A 14,281-nucleotide genomic window follows, 5' to 3' on the forward strand; every position below is an offset into this window, starting at 1 on the left:
ACGGGCAGTATCTAGCTTGTTTTGCAGAATCATTTGGGGAACTTCGCCGCCCAAACAAGCACTGGTAACAATTAAACCTTCGGAGTATTGTTTTAGTAGTTCTTTGTTGATGCAGGGGCGGGCAAAAATACCTCTTTCTGGCATTCCCTTTAAGTGGGAAATTGTGGTTAGTTTGACGAGGTTTTTATAACCTTGGGTATTTTTAGCTAAAACAACTTGATGGTATTTTCTTCTACCTCGAACTTTTACTTCAATGTCGCCGTTGACGACATACATTTCATTGCCAATAATTGGCTTAATATTTTTATTTCGGCAAACTTTGATTAGCTCGATCGCCCCGTACATCACCCCGTGGTCTGTAAGGGCGATCGCGGGCATCCCCAATTCCACCGCCCGTTCTGCGAGCTGCTGTAGCTGAGACGCCCCGTCCAGCAGGCTATAATCGCTGTGAATGTGCAAACCAACGAAGGACATAGGGATTTTAGATTTTAGATTTTAGATTTTAGATTTTAGATTCTACACCATTGGCGTGTCAAAGCGTAAAATCTCAAACAAAGCTTTATATCACTCTTGAGCTGGTTTGGGTTGGGGGGTCTAATGTAGCAGCGCATCAGTTCGCCACCCTCAGAAAAAACTTAGGGATTTTAGATTTTAGATTTTAGATTTTAGATTCTACACCATTGGCGTGTCAAAGCGTAAAATCTAAAACAAAGCTTTATAAGCTGTTCGGGATTTAAATTGTATGTCAAAAAACAATAAAACTCTTGTGGGGTGGGCGTCCCGCCCGCCCCGAATATGCAATTTAAATGCGCGACAGCTTATCACTTTTGAGCTGGTTTGGGTTGGAGTTCTGATCTAGCAGCGCATCAGTTCGCCTCCGCCGTATTTGTTAACAATTATCAATTGTTGAGTTACCTGTTCAAAGTTAGGCGTTAAAATGTTGGTGCTAGAGTTAAGCATTTGCTGTATTTTTTTAAGTACAAAACAAGGTAATTAAATGCTCACAATTATCAACTAGCTCTCGAAGAAATTCCCCCACTGGCTCAAACTATAGGCGAGCAGTTTAGCAGTTTGCCTCAAGTTGTAGCCGTCGTTTTAGCAGGTTCTCGAACCACTATAGTTACGGATGAGTCGTCGGATTTTAATTTTTACGTATATGTTAAAGAGGAAATTCCTGTTGACATACGGGAGGCTATAGCGATACAATTTTCCGATCGCATCGCAATCAACAATCAATTTTGGGAACCCGGGGACGAGTGGATAGATATTAACACTGGCTGCGGTATAGATATTATGTACCGCCAGCCCGAATGGATCGAAGAAGAACTCGATCGCGTCCTGGTCAAATATCAAGCATCAGTAGGTTATTCAACCTGTTTTTGGTGGAACATTCTGACCTGAGTATCATTGTATGACAGAGACGGTTGGTTTCAGCAATTTCAAGTCAATGTCGATCGACCTTATCCAGAACAACTCCGTCAAGCGATAATTGCCAAAAATTATCCGATTTTGCGCCACCAGATTTTTTCATTTCGCCACCAGCTAGAATCCGCTGTTTTGCGCCGCGATTCAGTAAGTATTATCCATCGAACAGCCGCTTTTTTAGGCAGTTATTTTGATATTGTTTTTGCTATTAATTCTATCCCTCATCCGGGCGAAAAGCGCCTGGTATAAAGGGCAACAGCTTTGTGTTCAAAATTGCCGGAAGATTTGGAGAGCCAGATTCACAGTCTAACTAATTCTGTTTCCTTACCTGCGGGCGATCGCCAAATTTTACAATGTCTTGATGGGCTTGTTGACAGTCTCGATCAATTGTTGATTGAGGCAGGTTTAATTGCTACTAATTCTATCGCTAACTAGGTAAGTGCAAAAAAAAACAGTTCCATATCGTAGGGTGCACAGTGCCCACCTCCCTAAATATCGATCGAACTTTTACAAATTTGCTTGTTCCAAATAACCTTCCAAATCTTTAATCCGTTCTTGTGTCACTCTGGCCCGGCAGTAACCGTAGGTAGAAGCAGCCAAAGTACCGCCTTCAAACTGCCCTTTTGCATAATCACAATTTTCATCTCGAAATTTGATCCAAGTACGCTGTGCCGCAGTCAATTTCTGCTTTTGTCTACTGCTGATTTTTGCTTGCAGTTGCTGATATACTTGATTGAGCTTACTGTCTGCGGCCTGAAACTCTTGAGTGGAACAGACATTCATGTCTAGCGTTGTTTGAGGATTTTTGCAGTCAGGCTGTTGGGCGACTTGTACGGGAATGTTGCTGGCTTTGCTGGGAAGCAAAAATCCGGCTGTCAACAAAAGCAAACTTGCCGCAAATTTTACGCAAATAGTGCTATTTTTCAATTAGTTTCTCCCTTTTTTAATATTTAAATTTTTTCGGCTGGCTGAGCCGATCGCCAAATCCACCAAGCCGCCGCCCACAGAGTAAAATTGCCGATGAGAGTCATCGCCGCTTGCAGGGTAACCATCCATTCTAGGGCTGGGGAGTTGTCAAAATAGTGCCATGTACAGGCACACATAGCGCTGACGAGAGCGGGCAGCATTCCGGCGGAAAGGGCCCACCAAGCTCGGTTTTGAGTGACTTCGCCGTAAGTCCAAATTAACCAGATGGCGGCAATCCACTCGACGACGCTAGAGACGTGAATAATCCAGGTGGGAATTGACAAAGCGTGCATTTTTTGTATGGTGAACGAAGATGAAAGATTTATCGATCGGGACTTACGCAACTGTCATATAAAGTATGATGCGTCATACAATTTTAGATTAGCGATTTGAGATTTTATGAGATTTGCGATTTTAGCTGACTGATGACGTAAAGCCTTGAAGCTTGCTGACAGTAGCATTTTTTTGGTGGTAGTATCAAATTTCAAATCTCAAATCTCAAAAAAAATCTAAAATCTAAAATCTAAAATCTAAAATAGTTAGATTCCCCATCACAAACAAAGAAAAGAGTAGAAATGCGAGCAATTTTGTGCGGCTATTACGGTAAAGGCAACGGCGGCGACGAGGCGCTGTTGGCATCGCTACTGCAAATGTTACCAGATGGCGTGACGCCGATCGTCCTGTCTGGCAATCCTGTCGAGACAAATCAGCGATACGGGGTAGCTGCGCGCGATCGCATGAATGCCTTTCAAGTTCTCGAAGCACTCCGCACATCCGACGCCCTAATCTGGGGCGGCGGCAGTTTAATCCAAGACGCTACTAGCATTGTGAGCCCTTTCTATTATGGGGGTTTGATGGGAATAGCGCAGCGGATGGGCTTAAAAACCGTTGCCTGGGCTCAGGGAATTGGGCCTTTGAAGCGCGAAATCACTCGCAAGTTATCTCAGCGCTGTTTTGCTGGATGCACCGCCGTCAGCGTGCGGGATAAAGGTTCAGCTACTTTACTTGCAGATTGGCAAATTCCCTTTACTTTAGCGCCCGATCCGGTGTGGGCTTTGGAGAATTCTCCCGTGTCGGGCTTGTGGGATTTACCAGCGCCCAGAGTTGCTGTTTGTTTGCGTTCTCACTCTACACTAACTCCCGCCCGTTTGTCAATCTTAACTCAAGCTTTAGTTGACTTTCAAAAAGCAACTCGCACCTTAATTTTGCTGCTGCCTTTTCAAGCGTCTCGCGACTTAGACATTGCCCAACATTTGCACGAAGCCCTGCCCAAAAGGAGCCGCATCCTCAGTTTAGACGATCCGAGAAAATTGAAAGGAGTATTCCGGGGAGTCGAAATGGCGATCGGGATGCGCTACCACAGTTTAATTATGGCAGCATCCGAAGAATGCCGCTGTTTTGCCCTCAGCTACGATCCCAAAGTCAGCCAGTTAATGGAAGAGCTAGAAATGCCGGGATACTTATTATCAGAATTGCCAGACGATCCTTATTTAATCAGCAAAACCTGGATCGAACACTATGCTAACGGCGATGCCTTATCGCCAGACAGGATAAAATTTATAGTAGAGCGATCGCTCTTTCACCGCGAACTATTGCAAACCGCACTCCAGCAGTCTCCGTAAGAGGTAAAATACCGTGACAGCCAGTACAGCCGACTTAAAAATTACCTGGGAAAAATTGCCAGACGACTTCATTTTAGACGAGGAACCTGTGGAAAATATCGACCAACCCTTGCTCGCTGCGGCCTTGCGAGAAATCTTAGAAATCGCGGGGCTAATAGTAGCAGGAATATTAATTGCCCCAAATATGGGGATTTGTGCGACAGTAGACAGCAAGCTAGTTATCAAAGCTCCAGATTGGTTTTATGCCCGCAACGTACAGCCGCTGGAAAATCCAGAAATTCGCCGCAGTTACACTCCCAATTTAGAAGGAGACATTCCGGCGATCGTCATGGAATTTTTATCAGCTACTGCCAACGAAGAATATTCTCAAATACAAGATTATCCCCCCGGAAAATGGTATTTTTACGAGCAAATATTGCGAGTGCCAACTTATGCAATATTTCAACCTGCCACAGGAAGGGTAGAAATTAACCAGTTGAATTCATCAGGAAAGTATCAATCACAGCACCCCGATCCAAACGGCCGTTATTGGATTCCTGGAGTTGGATTATTTCTGGGTGTTTGGTATGGCACAAAAGCCGAAAGAACCGGATATTGGTTGCGGTGGTGGGATGAAAGCGGCCAGATGTTATTGTGGGGTGCAGAAATGGTAGAAAGAGAAAGGCAAGAAAGAGTAATCGCTCAACAGCAAGCCGAACAAGAACGAGAACGATCGTCCATATTGGCCGCACAATTAAGAGCATTAGGCATTGAACCCGAAGCTTAAAAAATAGGCGATGCTATTCGATCGAAAATTATTGCCAGCAGTTCCACCGCATTCTTACTAAGAGGTAAAATACCATGACATTCAATCCAATGAAATTCAAAATATCCTGGGAAAAATTGCCCAAAGATTTCATTTTAGACGAGTACCCCCTGCAAGATATCGACCAGCCTTTGCTCGCCGCCGCCTTACGGGAAAGCTTAGAAATTGCGGGGCTAATTTTGGAGGGAACATTAGTTGCGCCTCATCTGGGGATTTGTGTAACTTTCAACGATAAGCTAGTTATAAAAACTCCCGATCTGTTTTATGCCACCAACGTACAGCCCCTTCCCGAACGAGAAATTCGCCGCAGTTATACCCCCAACCTAGAAGGAGACATTCCGGCAATTGTCATGGAGTTTTTGCCAGATAATCCTCCTAGTTATCAGGATGAATATTCTGCCAAACCAACTTATCTCCCCGGAAAATGGCATTTTTACGAACAAATATTGCAAGCCCCAATCTATGTAATTTTTCAACCTGCGATCGGAGCTTTAAAAGTATATCATTTGAATTCACCAGCAGACTATAAAAAACAGCAACCCGATGCAAATAATCGTTATTGGATTGCCGGAGTCGGGTTATTTCTCGGTGTTTGGCAGGGAGCAAAAGCCGAAAGAACCGGATATTGGTTGCGGTGGTGGGATGAAAGCGGAGAGATGTTATTGTGGGGAGCAGAAATGGTAGAAAGGGAACGGCAGCGGGGCGATCGACTAGCTGCACAATTAAGAGCAGCAGGTATGGAACCAGAGGCCTAATGCAATAATGAGCAATTTAAAATTGTCCCTCTGCAATTTAAGATTGCTCATTAATTTAAAAGTAGGGAACAGCATCGCCAAAATCAATATTTATCTGCGTAAATCCCCGTTAATCTGCCTTCATCAGCGGTTCAAAGTTACAACATTCAGGAGACAGCAAAATTGGCAAGAGTAAGAGTGCGGGAACACGTCAATCCCCTATCAATTAGATATCAAGCATCTGCTAGTCCCCCGGATTGGACTAAAATCTATGCCGACTTAAATTTACCGCTGCATTTAGATATCGGCTGCGGCAGAGGACGGTTTTTGTGGCACATGGCGCAAGTACAAACTGACTGGAATTTTCTTGGATTAGAAATTCGGGAACCTCTGGTAGAGGAGGCGAATCTTTGGCGCGACGAAAAAGCCTTGACAAATTTGCACTATTTGTTTTGTAATGCGAATAGTTCCCTGAAGCCGATTTTAGAAACTTTTCCCGCTGGCACTTTGCAGCGAGTTAGCATTCAATTTCCCGATCCGTGGTTCAAGAAAAAGCACCACAAACGGCGGGTGGTGCAGCAGGAATTAGTTAATGAATTGGCAATTTATCTGGGAATTGGCGGCGAAGTTTTTATTCAGTCAGATATTGAGGAAGTAGAAAGGGAAATGTGCGATCGCTTTTCATCTCACCCTAGTTTTCAACGTCAAAACGGCGACAACTGGCTAGCAGAAAATCCCCTACCTGTTGCTACTGAAAGAGAAATTGCTACTCTGAAACGGGGCGAACCAGTTTATCGAGCACTCTATCAAAAATAATGCTCGCTTTGGCAAAATCAGCTTAGTAATAAATGTTATAACTTACATCTTGCACCTTTGTTAGGAACAGGCAAGATGCCTGTTCCACAAAACTTAATTTTCTTGTGAAGCCGGAGAGCCCGTTAATAAAAGAATTATTCTTTGTTAGGAACAGGCAAGATGCCTGTTCCACGAAACTTAATTTTCTTGTGAAGCCGGAGAACCCGTTAATAAAAGAATTATTTCTAACTTAAACCCAAGACGCCAGCCACATCCTAATTTTCCATTCCATTTGCGACAAAGGCAGTCCCAAATAGATAGGCATCCAGAAAATAAAAGCACCCAAAACCAGAAAAATAATTGTTACCCCCATCCCTCGGAGTCGAGTTTGAGGGCTGTGCAGCCACCTGTCTGTCCACCAAGCAAGGGCTAAGGCTGCAAACACAGAACAGCCCATATAATGGTACAAAAATATGCAGCGAGTCACCTTCATCCAAGGCAGCAAATTAGCGGCCCAATTAACTATTAAATATAACGCCAGCCACATTTCAGCAGTCGGCGGAAACAAAATCGGCCGCTGCTGTTCTATCGTGTCAACAGAAGCCTCGCTGCGCGTTTGCAGCCACACCAAAATCCGGTGAACTAAAACTCCTATTACTAGCAGTAAAGCTAAGGTTGACAGCCACCAAAGGAAGGGATTTCCCATTGCGTGAACGTCAAAAATTGTCTTAGTTGCACCTTCAGGTAAAGGCGGCAAAACCGGATCTGGTTGTGCATTGTTGCTAGCAGTTTTGTAGAAGTAAACTATGGGGCGCAGCATCAAAGGCCAACTGTACCACGTGGAACAGTAAGGATGCACATCTGGGCCGCTTTTAATCCGCTGGTGATAAGTCAAAATTTCCGTTTGCATCTGCCAGAAATTGGGAGTTGGATTGAGATGCAGGTGAGGAATCCAGGATAGGCTGTAAACTAAAATAGGAATGACAGCTAGAGTTAAACCTACTTCTATAAAATTAAGTTGAGTCAGTTTTTGTACGGGACTTTCGGGAGGAATTAGAGCAGAATTTACCTCGCGGCTGTGTTCTTTATCTCCTTTTTTTCCCTGGATTAAACGAACTGCCCAAGCACAGATTAAAATTAGATAAGTACCGAGAAGAAACCACAATCCGTTCCATTTGATAGCCGCAGAGGCGCCGAAACCAATCCCGGCTAGTACGAGCCAAAGCCAGCGCTTTTTTCCTTTGGCTTCTACGGATTTTAAAAGAAATAACTGACCTAAAATCCCAAATAAAACTAGATAAATGTTGTTCAGTGCGTAGCGAGATTCAACTAAAAATAGACCGTCGCAGGCGGCAAACAAAGTAGCAAGAAAAGCGTAACTGTGGCGCCGAACTAGCTGATAAGCTAGGGCTCCCACAACTAGGGGAATAAAGGAACCTGTGAGAGCATTCAGCCAGCGGTAATCCCAAGGGGAAAGCAGGGAGCCAGCCATACTGTTGACGGCTGTTTTTCCGAAGGGAAGGTGAGTGCCGATCCAAATGCCGATCGCAATTATGTACTGGCTCAGAGGCGGGTGAGCGTTGAAAAAGGGAGTTTTGGTGAGATAATCGTTGGCAAATTTAGCGTAATAAACCTCGTCAAATACTAAAGTGTTAAATCTCTCTAGTTGCCAAAAGCGTAGAGTTAAGGACAAGAGGAACACACCGAGCATTCCCAGGGCAAAAACAAAAATTGATTTGTGAGAGTGTTTTTTATTGGGGTTCATAAAACATCAGAAAATAGTACATCCTAGATTTGGGGACGATCGCTAATTTAAAAATACTGAGTTGAGAATAGCGTAAAAATTGCAATTATGACTTTTAACCTTCGCGGAGGCAAACCCAATGCGGCCGATCGCCCTTGGAGGATGCGGCACTACGTGCAGCGGCGGGTGCGATCGCACAATATGCACCCGACGCAATCGGCACGCAGTCGGTCCAAGCGCACCTGACAAGCTGCGATCGACTATGATACCGGTTAACAAGGTCTTCTTTGAGCAGGTATTTATGAATCTTACGCTTTGGGTTTGGGGGCGTTACGGACTCGCTGTAAGTGCTCTGATTTGGCTAGGAGTCCCGGCGGTGGCTGCACCCAGCGCGATTAAAATTAGTCAAGGGGTATCGCAGCAGTATGGGGGAAATCCTGCGGCGGCTGCTGAAAGAGCCTTTACAGAAGGACTCCAACTGTTCAAGCAGGGGACGGCGGAATCTTTAAGAAAAGCGATCGCCAAATGGGAAGAAGCCTTAAAGCTGTATCGAGAAGCGGGCGATCGCCGTGGGGAAGCTCGCACCCTAACCTGGATCGGCGCTGTCTACTCAGCTTTGGGAGAAAAACAGAAAGCGCTAGAGTATTACAGCCAGTCCCTGACCCTGAGTCGGGCTGTAGGCGATCGCCGTGGGGAAGCCGTCACCCTCAACAACATCGGCTTAGTCTACGATGAATTGGGAGAAAAACAGAAAGCCCTAGAGTATTACAGCCAGTCCCTTCCCCTGATACGGGCTGTAGGCGCTCGCAGTACGGAAGCTCTCACCCTCAACAACATCGGCGCTGTGTACTCAGATTTAGGAGAAAAACAGAAAGCGCTAGAGTATTACAGCCAGTCCCTTCCCCTGTTTCGGGCAGTAGGCGATCGCACTGGGGAGGCTACCGCCCTCAAAAGCATTGCCACTGTCTACTATGAATGGGGAGAAAAACAGAAAGCGCTAGAGTATTTAAGCCAGTCCCTTCCCCTGTTTCAGGCTGTAGGCGATCGCACAAAGGAAGGTGTCACCCTCAACAACATCGGCTTAATCTACTCAGATTTAGGAGAAAAGCAGAAAGCGCTAGAGTATTACAACCAGTCCCTTCCCCTGAAACGGGCAGTAGGCGATCGCAGTGGAGAAGCCATTACCCTCAACAATATCGGCCTAGTCTACTCAGAATTGGGAGAACAACAGAAAGCCCTAGAGTATTACAGCCAGTCCCTTCCCCTGAGTCGGGCCGAGGGCAATCGCAGTGGGGAAGCTTTCACTCTCACCAACATCGGCTTTGTCTACGATGCTTTGGGAGAAAAACAGAAAGCGCTAGAGTATTACAGCCAGTCCCTTCCCCTGTTTCGGGTAGTGGGCGATCGCAGAAAGGAAGCTGTCACCCTCAACAACATCGGCAAAGTATACTCAGATTTAGGAGAAAAACAGAAAGCCCTAGAGTATTACAGCCAGTCCCTGTCCCTGAGTCGGGCAGTAGGCGATCGCCCTGGGGAAGCGAGCACCCTCACCAACATCGGCAGTGTCTACTCAGAATTGGGAGAAAAGCAGAAAGCCTTAGATTATTACAGCCAGTCCCTTCCCCTGTTTCGGGCTGTAGGCGATCGCACTGGCGAAGCTACCACCCTCAACAACATCGGCGCTGTCTACTATGATGGGGGAGAAAAACAGAAAGCCCTAGAGTATTACAGCCAGTCCCTTCCCCTGAGTCGGGCTGTAGGCGATCGCATACAGGAAGCTCGCACCCTCACCAACATCGCTTATGCCAAACGCGATCGAGGCAATTTTACTGAAGCTCTCACTAATATTGAAGCGGCTCTCAAAATTGTTGAAGACCTCCGCACCAAAATTGCCAGCCCCGAACTCCGCACCTCTTACTTTGCCACCGTACAGGACTATTACCAGTCATACATTGACCTGTTAATGCAACTGCACAAAACGCCATTCTATTCTGGTTATGATACCAAAGCTTTTGAAGCCAGCGAACGTTCCCGCGCCCGCAGCCTCCTCGAACTTCTGCAAGAAGCAAACGCCGATATTCGCCAAGGTGTCGCCCCAGAATTATTGCAACAGGAACGCAGTTTACAACAGCAACTTGATGCCCTTGAAAAACAGCGAATCGAAGTTCTCAATCGCCCAAACCACACTCCCGCCCAAGAAGCAGAATTAGAAAAACAGCGGCAAACTTTAATAGCACAATATCAGGACATTCAAACACAAATCCGCACCACCAGCCCCCGTTACGCCGCCCTCACCCAACCGCAACCCCTAACCCTGGCACAAATTCAACAACAAATCCTCGATGAGAATACAATTTTACTCCAGTATTCTTTAGGGAAAGATCGTAGCTATCTGTGGGCTGTGACTAAAACCAGCATCACCAGTTATGAATTACCAAAAGCTGCCGACATCGAGACAATTGCCAAAAACTTTCGCGATGCTGTCACCGCTCCAAGTTCCCGAGACAACCCCAATCAAGTCGCCCAAGCCAACGATGCTATCAGTCAAATTATCTTACAGCCCGTTGCTGCCCAACTCGGTCAAAAGCGCCTGCTGATTGTTGGCGATGGCGTTTTGAATTATCTTCCCTTTGCCGCCCTTTCGCTCCCGGTCAAGTCCGGTGAAAATCGGAATCCGCCTTTAATAGTAGACCATGAAATCGTGCTGCTGCCTTCTGTTTCCACCTTGGGAATATTAAGACAAAACTACAATGACAGACAACCTCCTAATCGGAGTTTAGCAATACTCGCCGATCCTGTTTTTAGCGCTAACGATGAACGAGTTAAAAATTCTTCTTCAGCCACCACTCAGCAAGCGGTAGAAGCAGCCAATCCCGGTTTAAGTCGCTCCAGAGGCGACAATAACGGACAGTTTAAACGTTTAAACTTTACTCGCAAAGAAGCTCAAATTATTCAAGGGTTATTCCCGGCTAATTCTCGCACTGAATCCTTGGATTTTGCCGCCAGTCGCGCCACAGCAACTAACCCAAATTTAAGCCAATATAAAATCATTCATTTTGCCACTCACGGTTTCGCCAATAGCGCTCACCCGGAACTGTCGGGAATCGTCATGTCGCTGGTAGATGAAAAGGGCAAAGCTTTAAACGGATTCCTGCGAATTACTGATATTTTCAATCTCAAATTAGCAGCCGATTTAGTAGTGTTAAGTGCCTGTCAAACCGGAATGGGGCAGAACATTCAAGGCGAGGGCTTGGTAGGATTGACACGGGGATTTATGTATGCAGGGGCTCAGCGAGTCGTGGTGAGTTTGTGGACTGTGGACGATGAAGGAACGGCTACCTTAATGTCGAGTTTCTATCAGGGAATGCTGCAAAAAGGGTTAACGCCAGCGGCAGCATTGAGGGCGGCACAACTGGAAATGTGGCAGCAGGAAAAGTGGAAGTCTCCCTATTATTGGGCGGCTTTTACGCTTCAGGGCGAATGGCGATAAATTTTAGGAAAAACAGTTATGATATCAAGTCCGATTAATTGCTGATAAAACCTATACGGGCATCGGGCATCGGGCTTGCCATCAACAACAGCCAACAGTCAACCGTCTTCCTTCATCCTTCATCCTTCTTTCTTCGTGCCCTTCGCGTCTTCGCGGTTCAATAATACTAATTCTTCCGACCAGAAAAAAGCAATTATAAAAAAAGCGGCTCCGCTTGTCGCAGAACCGCCGTCACAGAGGATGAAAAATCAAAACTTAACGCACAGCGCCCTGTACAGAAGGTGATTCAATTGTTTTCATGAAGTACAGCTTCACTAATTGCCAGCCGTTCGACAGATACAAAGGCAATTTTTGGAAGAACTGCAAGAATTTCGGAGTATTAGAAGCAACAATTGCAGTCAACTTCTGATTGTTCTTGAGGCAAACATCCAGCCGTTCGTAAAACTCGGGATTGTTCACGTCCAGCATGACGGGGAATACGCGGCCTGCTGTTTCGTTGGTCTTTTTAATCACTTCGATGTCGTATTCGCGAGCATCGAGTCCGAGCGATCGATAAAAACCGGCGCGCTGGATATCATTGAGATACATTGTCGCGAACACCGACAGCAAGAAGAAACGGCACCAAAGCTTAGCGCGCCAATCATTCAACATCTGAGGCTGAGCTCTCATCACCGCATCAAAGAAATCTCCGTGGCGGTTTTCATCCTGGCACCAATTTTCAAAGAATCGGAAAATCGGATAAATCTGGTCTTCAGGATGGGCTTTTAAGTGCTGGTAAATCGTGATGTAGCGCCAATAACCGATTTTTTCCGACAAGTAAGTCGCGTAGAAAATAAACTTCGGCTTAAAGAATGTGTAACTGCGGCTCTTTGTCAAGAAACCCAAATCCAGGGACAAATTAAAGTCCGAGAGAGCTTTGTTGAGGAATCCGGCGTGCCGCGCTTCGTCGCGGGACATCAGCAAGAAACCTTCTGCCAGCACTGGATTTTTATCCTTGAGCTTGCGTGCCAACTCTTTGTAAAGCAAGAAGCCAGAAAACTCAGCGGTGCAAGAGCGTTCTAGGAATTCAATGAACAATTGGCGCTTTTCGCCGTCGATGTGTTCCCAAGATTGCTCGAACTCGGCATCCCGCACGAAGTGGTTGCGGTTGTAGTCAACGCGAAATTCTTTAATAATTGCTTGCAGTTCAGCTTCATTTACCGAGATGTCCATTTTGGCCATCTCGTCAAAGTCTGTTGTGTAAAATCTCGGCGTGAGAATAGTTTCTTTGGCTGGGGCTTTCACTCCCGGCCGCAGTTCTTCAAAAGTCGGTTTTTTGAGGGAATCTACCATATGTTTATTTGAGTTCTGCTTATAACTACTCGCTTGTTTCTGTTGTCGGTTACCGAGGGCGAGCGATCGCCCCTGTCTCTTGGTTAACGGCCGGCCGCGCGATCGGCCTCGTTATACTTTACCAAGCTCTCGACCCTGGAAATATATTGCTGGCGTTAAGAATTGCTACGCAGAATTACTCATGGGCATGGGGCATGGGGCATGGGGCATGGGGCATGGGGAATTGGGGAATTGGTAGTAAATAACCAATAACTTCGGACAATGCACAAATATCTGCTGGTGTCAAACTGTTCAAACGCTAAATAGAAAGTACAAAATATAATTAGCGAGTCCAATCGTTAGAATAACCAAGCAGGACGGTCAGAAAATGAGCAATTTGGGTGTTAGTTACCTTTTATGGGCAGCTTGTTTTGTAGGCCCATTCGGACTCCACCGCCTCTACAACGGCAAGATTGGTACTGGTTTACTGTGGCTGTTTACCTTTGGTTTGTTTGGGTTCGGGCAATTGTTTGACTTGCTGCTGCTCCCCAACATGGTGGACGAACACAATGCCAGTCTCAGGGGCAAACTCGGCGTATCTCGCGAAGGTATACCGCTATATCCCGTCAGCGGGGCGATCGCCGCGACATACCCCAAGCAAACTCCCGACCAGTTAGGGGTTAAACTCCTGAAGGCAGCTTATACCAAGAACGGAAGATTATCTGTCACCCAAGGGGTGATGGCAACCGGCGCTACTTTTGCCGAAGTGGAAGAGGCTTTTACGGCAATGCTGAAAACGGGTTATGTCAGTATCGAGAACGATTCAGTAACTGGCGTCGTGATGTACCACTTTCATGAACTTTAGCTGGTGCGGGTGCCTCAGAATCGGGGATTTTTTCTGTGGATGGAGAGGCTAATCGCGCTCCGCACCCTACTACTTGATATTGCTGGCCGAACAGTTGTTGCCGTTTTTCGAGTAAGCTTTGCTGGCAAAATCGGCTAGAATGTTTGTTTGTCTATATAATCCGAAAGTATTTAGCGTCATGGCAGTCCCTAAGAAGAAAACCTCCAAATCCAAGAAGAATATGCGCAAGGCAACCTGGAAGCGCAAAGCTGTAGTGGCAGCTCAGAAAGCTCTGTCCCTGGGTAAATCAGTTCTGACTGGGCGTTCCAACAGCTTCGTGTATCCCGGCAATGAAGAAGAGGAGGAAGAATAGAAACGAAATACTGGGCATTGGGCGAACCCGATGCCCGATCGGTCAATCGATTTTAGATTTTAGATTTTAGATTTTAGATTGACCCCACGGATAAATGCGGGGGCTTGAGGATTTTCGATTTTCGATTTGGGATTGATTCCACGGATAAATCACGTGGCGGGTACCACCTTTG

At 46.1% G+C, this 14,281-nt stretch carries 16 protein-coding genes; 11 read left to right on the plus strand and 5 right to left on the minus strand.

Annotated elements, in window-relative coordinates:
* Window positions 1-474: PHP domain-containing protein (locus tag ACUVJL_RS13735; protein WP_445246356.1), on the minus strand; the 474-nt coding region annotated here is incomplete at its 3' end.
* A gap of 597 nt (window positions 475-1,071) precedes the next feature.
* On the opposite strand from ACUVJL_RS13735, the gene ACUVJL_RS13740 reads away from it, so the two are divergent.
* Together ACUVJL_RS13740 and ACUVJL_RS13745 are read left to right on the plus strand one after the other, a co-directional pair.
* Window positions 1,072-1,401: a hypothetical protein gene (locus ACUVJL_RS13740; protein ID WP_445246357.1), complete on the plus strand. Its 330-nt coding sequence runs from the start codon at window positions 1,072-1,074 to the stop codon at window positions 1,399-1,401.
* 6 nt (window positions 1,402-1,407) lie between these two features.
* Window positions 1,408-1,674, plus strand: a complete 267-nt coding sequence (locus tag ACUVJL_RS13745; protein ID WP_445246358.1) for a hypothetical protein — start codon at window positions 1,408-1,410, stop codon at window positions 1,672-1,674.
* 258 nt (window positions 1,675-1,932) lie between these two features.
* On the opposite strand, the gene ACUVJL_RS13750 is transcribed toward ACUVJL_RS13745, so the two are convergent.
* Both ACUVJL_RS13750 and ACUVJL_RS13755 read right to left on the minus strand, forming a co-directional pair.
* Window positions 1,933-2,352, minus strand: a complete 420-nt coding sequence (locus ACUVJL_RS13750) for a lysozyme inhibitor LprI family protein (protein WP_445246359.1) — start codon at window positions 2,350-2,352, stop codon at window positions 1,933-1,935.
* 23 nt (window positions 2,353-2,375) lie between these two features.
* Entirely contained in the window at window positions 2,376-2,684 is a 309-nt protein-coding gene (locus ACUVJL_RS13755; RefSeq protein ID WP_445246360.1) for a DUF2499 domain-containing protein, read from the minus strand.
* Between the two features lie 282 nt (window positions 2,685-2,966).
* On the opposite strand from ACUVJL_RS13755, the gene csaB reads away from it, so the two are divergent.
* The 4 genes from csaB to trmB all read left to right on the plus strand — a co-directional run bounded on the left by csaB (window position 2,967) and on the right by trmB (window position 6,368).
* Window positions 2,967-4,013 carry a polysaccharide pyruvyl transferase CsaB gene (gene csaB / locus ACUVJL_RS13760; RefSeq protein ID WP_445246361.1) on the plus strand — a complete coding sequence of 349 codons (1,047 nt, stop codon included), beginning with the start codon at window positions 2,967-2,969 and terminating at the stop codon, window positions 4,011-4,013.
* A 13-nt stretch (window positions 4,014-4,026) separates the two neighbouring features.
* The gene (locus ACUVJL_RS13765) at window positions 4,027-4,779 is read left to right on the plus strand and encodes a Uma2 family endonuclease (protein WP_445246362.1); all 753 of its coding nucleotides are present in this window, start codon (window positions 4,027-4,029) and stop codon (window positions 4,777-4,779) included.
* Between the two features lie 74 nt (window positions 4,780-4,853).
* Window positions 4,854-5,573 (plus strand): Uma2 family endonuclease, encoded by a 720-nt coding sequence (locus tag ACUVJL_RS13770; protein ID WP_445246363.1) that lies wholly within the window; start codon window positions 4,854-4,856, stop codon window positions 5,571-5,573.
* Window positions 5,574-5,735: 162 nt separating this feature from the next.
* Window positions 5,736-6,368 carry a tRNA (guanosine(46)-N7)-methyltransferase TrmB gene (gene trmB / locus ACUVJL_RS13775; protein ID WP_445246364.1) on the plus strand — a complete coding sequence of 211 codons (633 nt, stop codon included), beginning with the start codon at window positions 5,736-5,738 and terminating at the stop codon, window positions 6,366-6,368.
* A gap of 229 nt (window positions 6,369-6,597) precedes the next feature.
* Here the strand turns inward: trmB and ACUVJL_RS13780 are convergent, their stop codons facing one another.
* Window positions 6,598-8,112: a dolichyl-phosphate-mannose--protein mannosyltransferase gene (locus ACUVJL_RS13780; protein WP_445246365.1), complete on the minus strand. Its 1,515-nt coding sequence runs from the start codon at window positions 8,110-8,112 to the stop codon at window positions 6,598-6,600.
* 87 nt (window positions 8,113-8,199) lie between these two features.
* Between ACUVJL_RS13780 and ACUVJL_RS13785 the strand changes: the two genes are divergently transcribed.
* Both ACUVJL_RS13785 and ACUVJL_RS13790 read left to right on the plus strand, forming a co-directional pair.
* The gene (locus ACUVJL_RS13785) at window positions 8,200-8,337 is read left to right on the plus strand and encodes a hypothetical protein (RefSeq protein WP_445246366.1); all 138 of its coding nucleotides are present in this window, start codon (window positions 8,200-8,202) and stop codon (window positions 8,335-8,337) included.
* A gap of 55 nt (window positions 8,338-8,392) precedes the next feature.
* Complete coding sequence (locus tag ACUVJL_RS13790; protein WP_445246367.1) at window positions 8,393-11,581, plus strand: CHAT domain-containing protein; 3,189 nt, start codon at window positions 8,393-8,395, stop codon at window positions 11,579-11,581.
* Between the two features lie 255 nt (window positions 11,582-11,836).
* Here ACUVJL_RS13790 and acsF read toward each other — a convergent pair whose 3' ends face one another.
* A complete protein-coding gene (gene acsF, locus ACUVJL_RS13795; protein ID WP_445246368.1) occupies window positions 11,837-12,913 on the minus strand; it encodes a magnesium-protoporphyrin IX monomethyl ester (oxidative) cyclase in 1,077 nt (358 codons plus the stop codon).
* Window positions 12,914-12,921: 8 nt separating this feature from the next.
* Between acsF and ACUVJL_RS13800 the strand changes: the two genes are divergently transcribed.
* The 3 genes from ACUVJL_RS13800 (at window position 12,922) to rpmF (ending at window position 14,109) form a co-directional block, all read left to right on the plus strand.
* The gene (locus ACUVJL_RS13800; RefSeq protein ID WP_445246369.1) at window positions 12,922-13,158 is read left to right on the plus strand and encodes a hypothetical protein; all 237 of its coding nucleotides are present in this window, start codon (window positions 12,922-12,924) and stop codon (window positions 13,156-13,158) included.
* 122 nt (window positions 13,159-13,280) lie between these two features.
* A complete protein-coding gene (locus ACUVJL_RS13805; protein WP_445246370.1) occupies window positions 13,281-13,757 on the plus strand; it encodes a TM2 domain-containing protein in 477 nt (158 codons plus the stop codon).
* A 178-nt stretch (window positions 13,758-13,935) separates the two neighbouring features.
* Window positions 13,936-14,109, plus strand: a complete 174-nt coding sequence (rpmF, locus tag ACUVJL_RS13810; RefSeq protein ID WP_006632406.1) for a 50S ribosomal protein L32 — start codon at window positions 13,936-13,938, stop codon at window positions 14,107-14,109.
* Window positions 14,110-14,281: the final 172 nt, after the last annotated feature.

Source organism: Microcoleus sp. OTE_8_concoct_300 (genome assembly GCF_031383065.1).
Classification (GTDB): Bacteria; Cyanobacteriota; Cyanobacteriia; order Cyanobacteriales; family Microcoleaceae; genus Microcoleus.

Bases quoted from the DNA above. Each gene is read 5' to 3' on its own strand.
- ACUVJL_RS13755 (WP_445246360.1), bottom strand. From the start codon at position 2,684: ATGCACGCTTTGTCAATTCCCACCTGGATTATTCACGTCTCTAGCGTC.
- csaB (WP_445246361.1), top strand. From the start codon at position 2,967: ATGCGAGCAATTTTGTGCGGCTATTACGGTAAAGGCAACGGCGGCGAC.
- ACUVJL_RS13770 (WP_445246363.1), top strand. From the start codon at position 4,854: ATGACATTCAATCCAATGAAATTCAAAATATCCTGGGAAAAATTGCCC.
- ACUVJL_RS13780 (WP_445246365.1), bottom strand. From the start codon at position 8,112: ATGAACCCCAATAAAAAACACTCTCACAAATCAATTTTTGTTTTTGCC.
- ACUVJL_RS13785 (WP_445246366.1), top strand. From the start codon at position 8,200: ATGACTTTTAACCTTCGCGGAGGCAAACCCAATGCGGCCGATCGCCCT.
- ACUVJL_RS13790 (WP_445246367.1), top strand. From the start codon at position 8,393: ATGAATCTTACGCTTTGGGTTTGGGGGCGTTACGGACTCGCTGTAAGT.
- acsF (WP_445246368.1), bottom strand. From the start codon at position 12,913: ATGGTAGATTCCCTCAAAAAACCGACTTTTGAAGAACTGCGGCCGGGA.
- ACUVJL_RS13805 (WP_445246370.1), top strand. From the start codon at position 13,281: ATGAGCAATTTGGGTGTTAGTTACCTTTTATGGGCAGCTTGTTTTGTA.
- rpmF (WP_006632406.1), top strand. From the start codon at position 13,936: ATGGCAGTCCCTAAGAAGAAAACCTCCAAATCCAAGAAGAATATGCGC.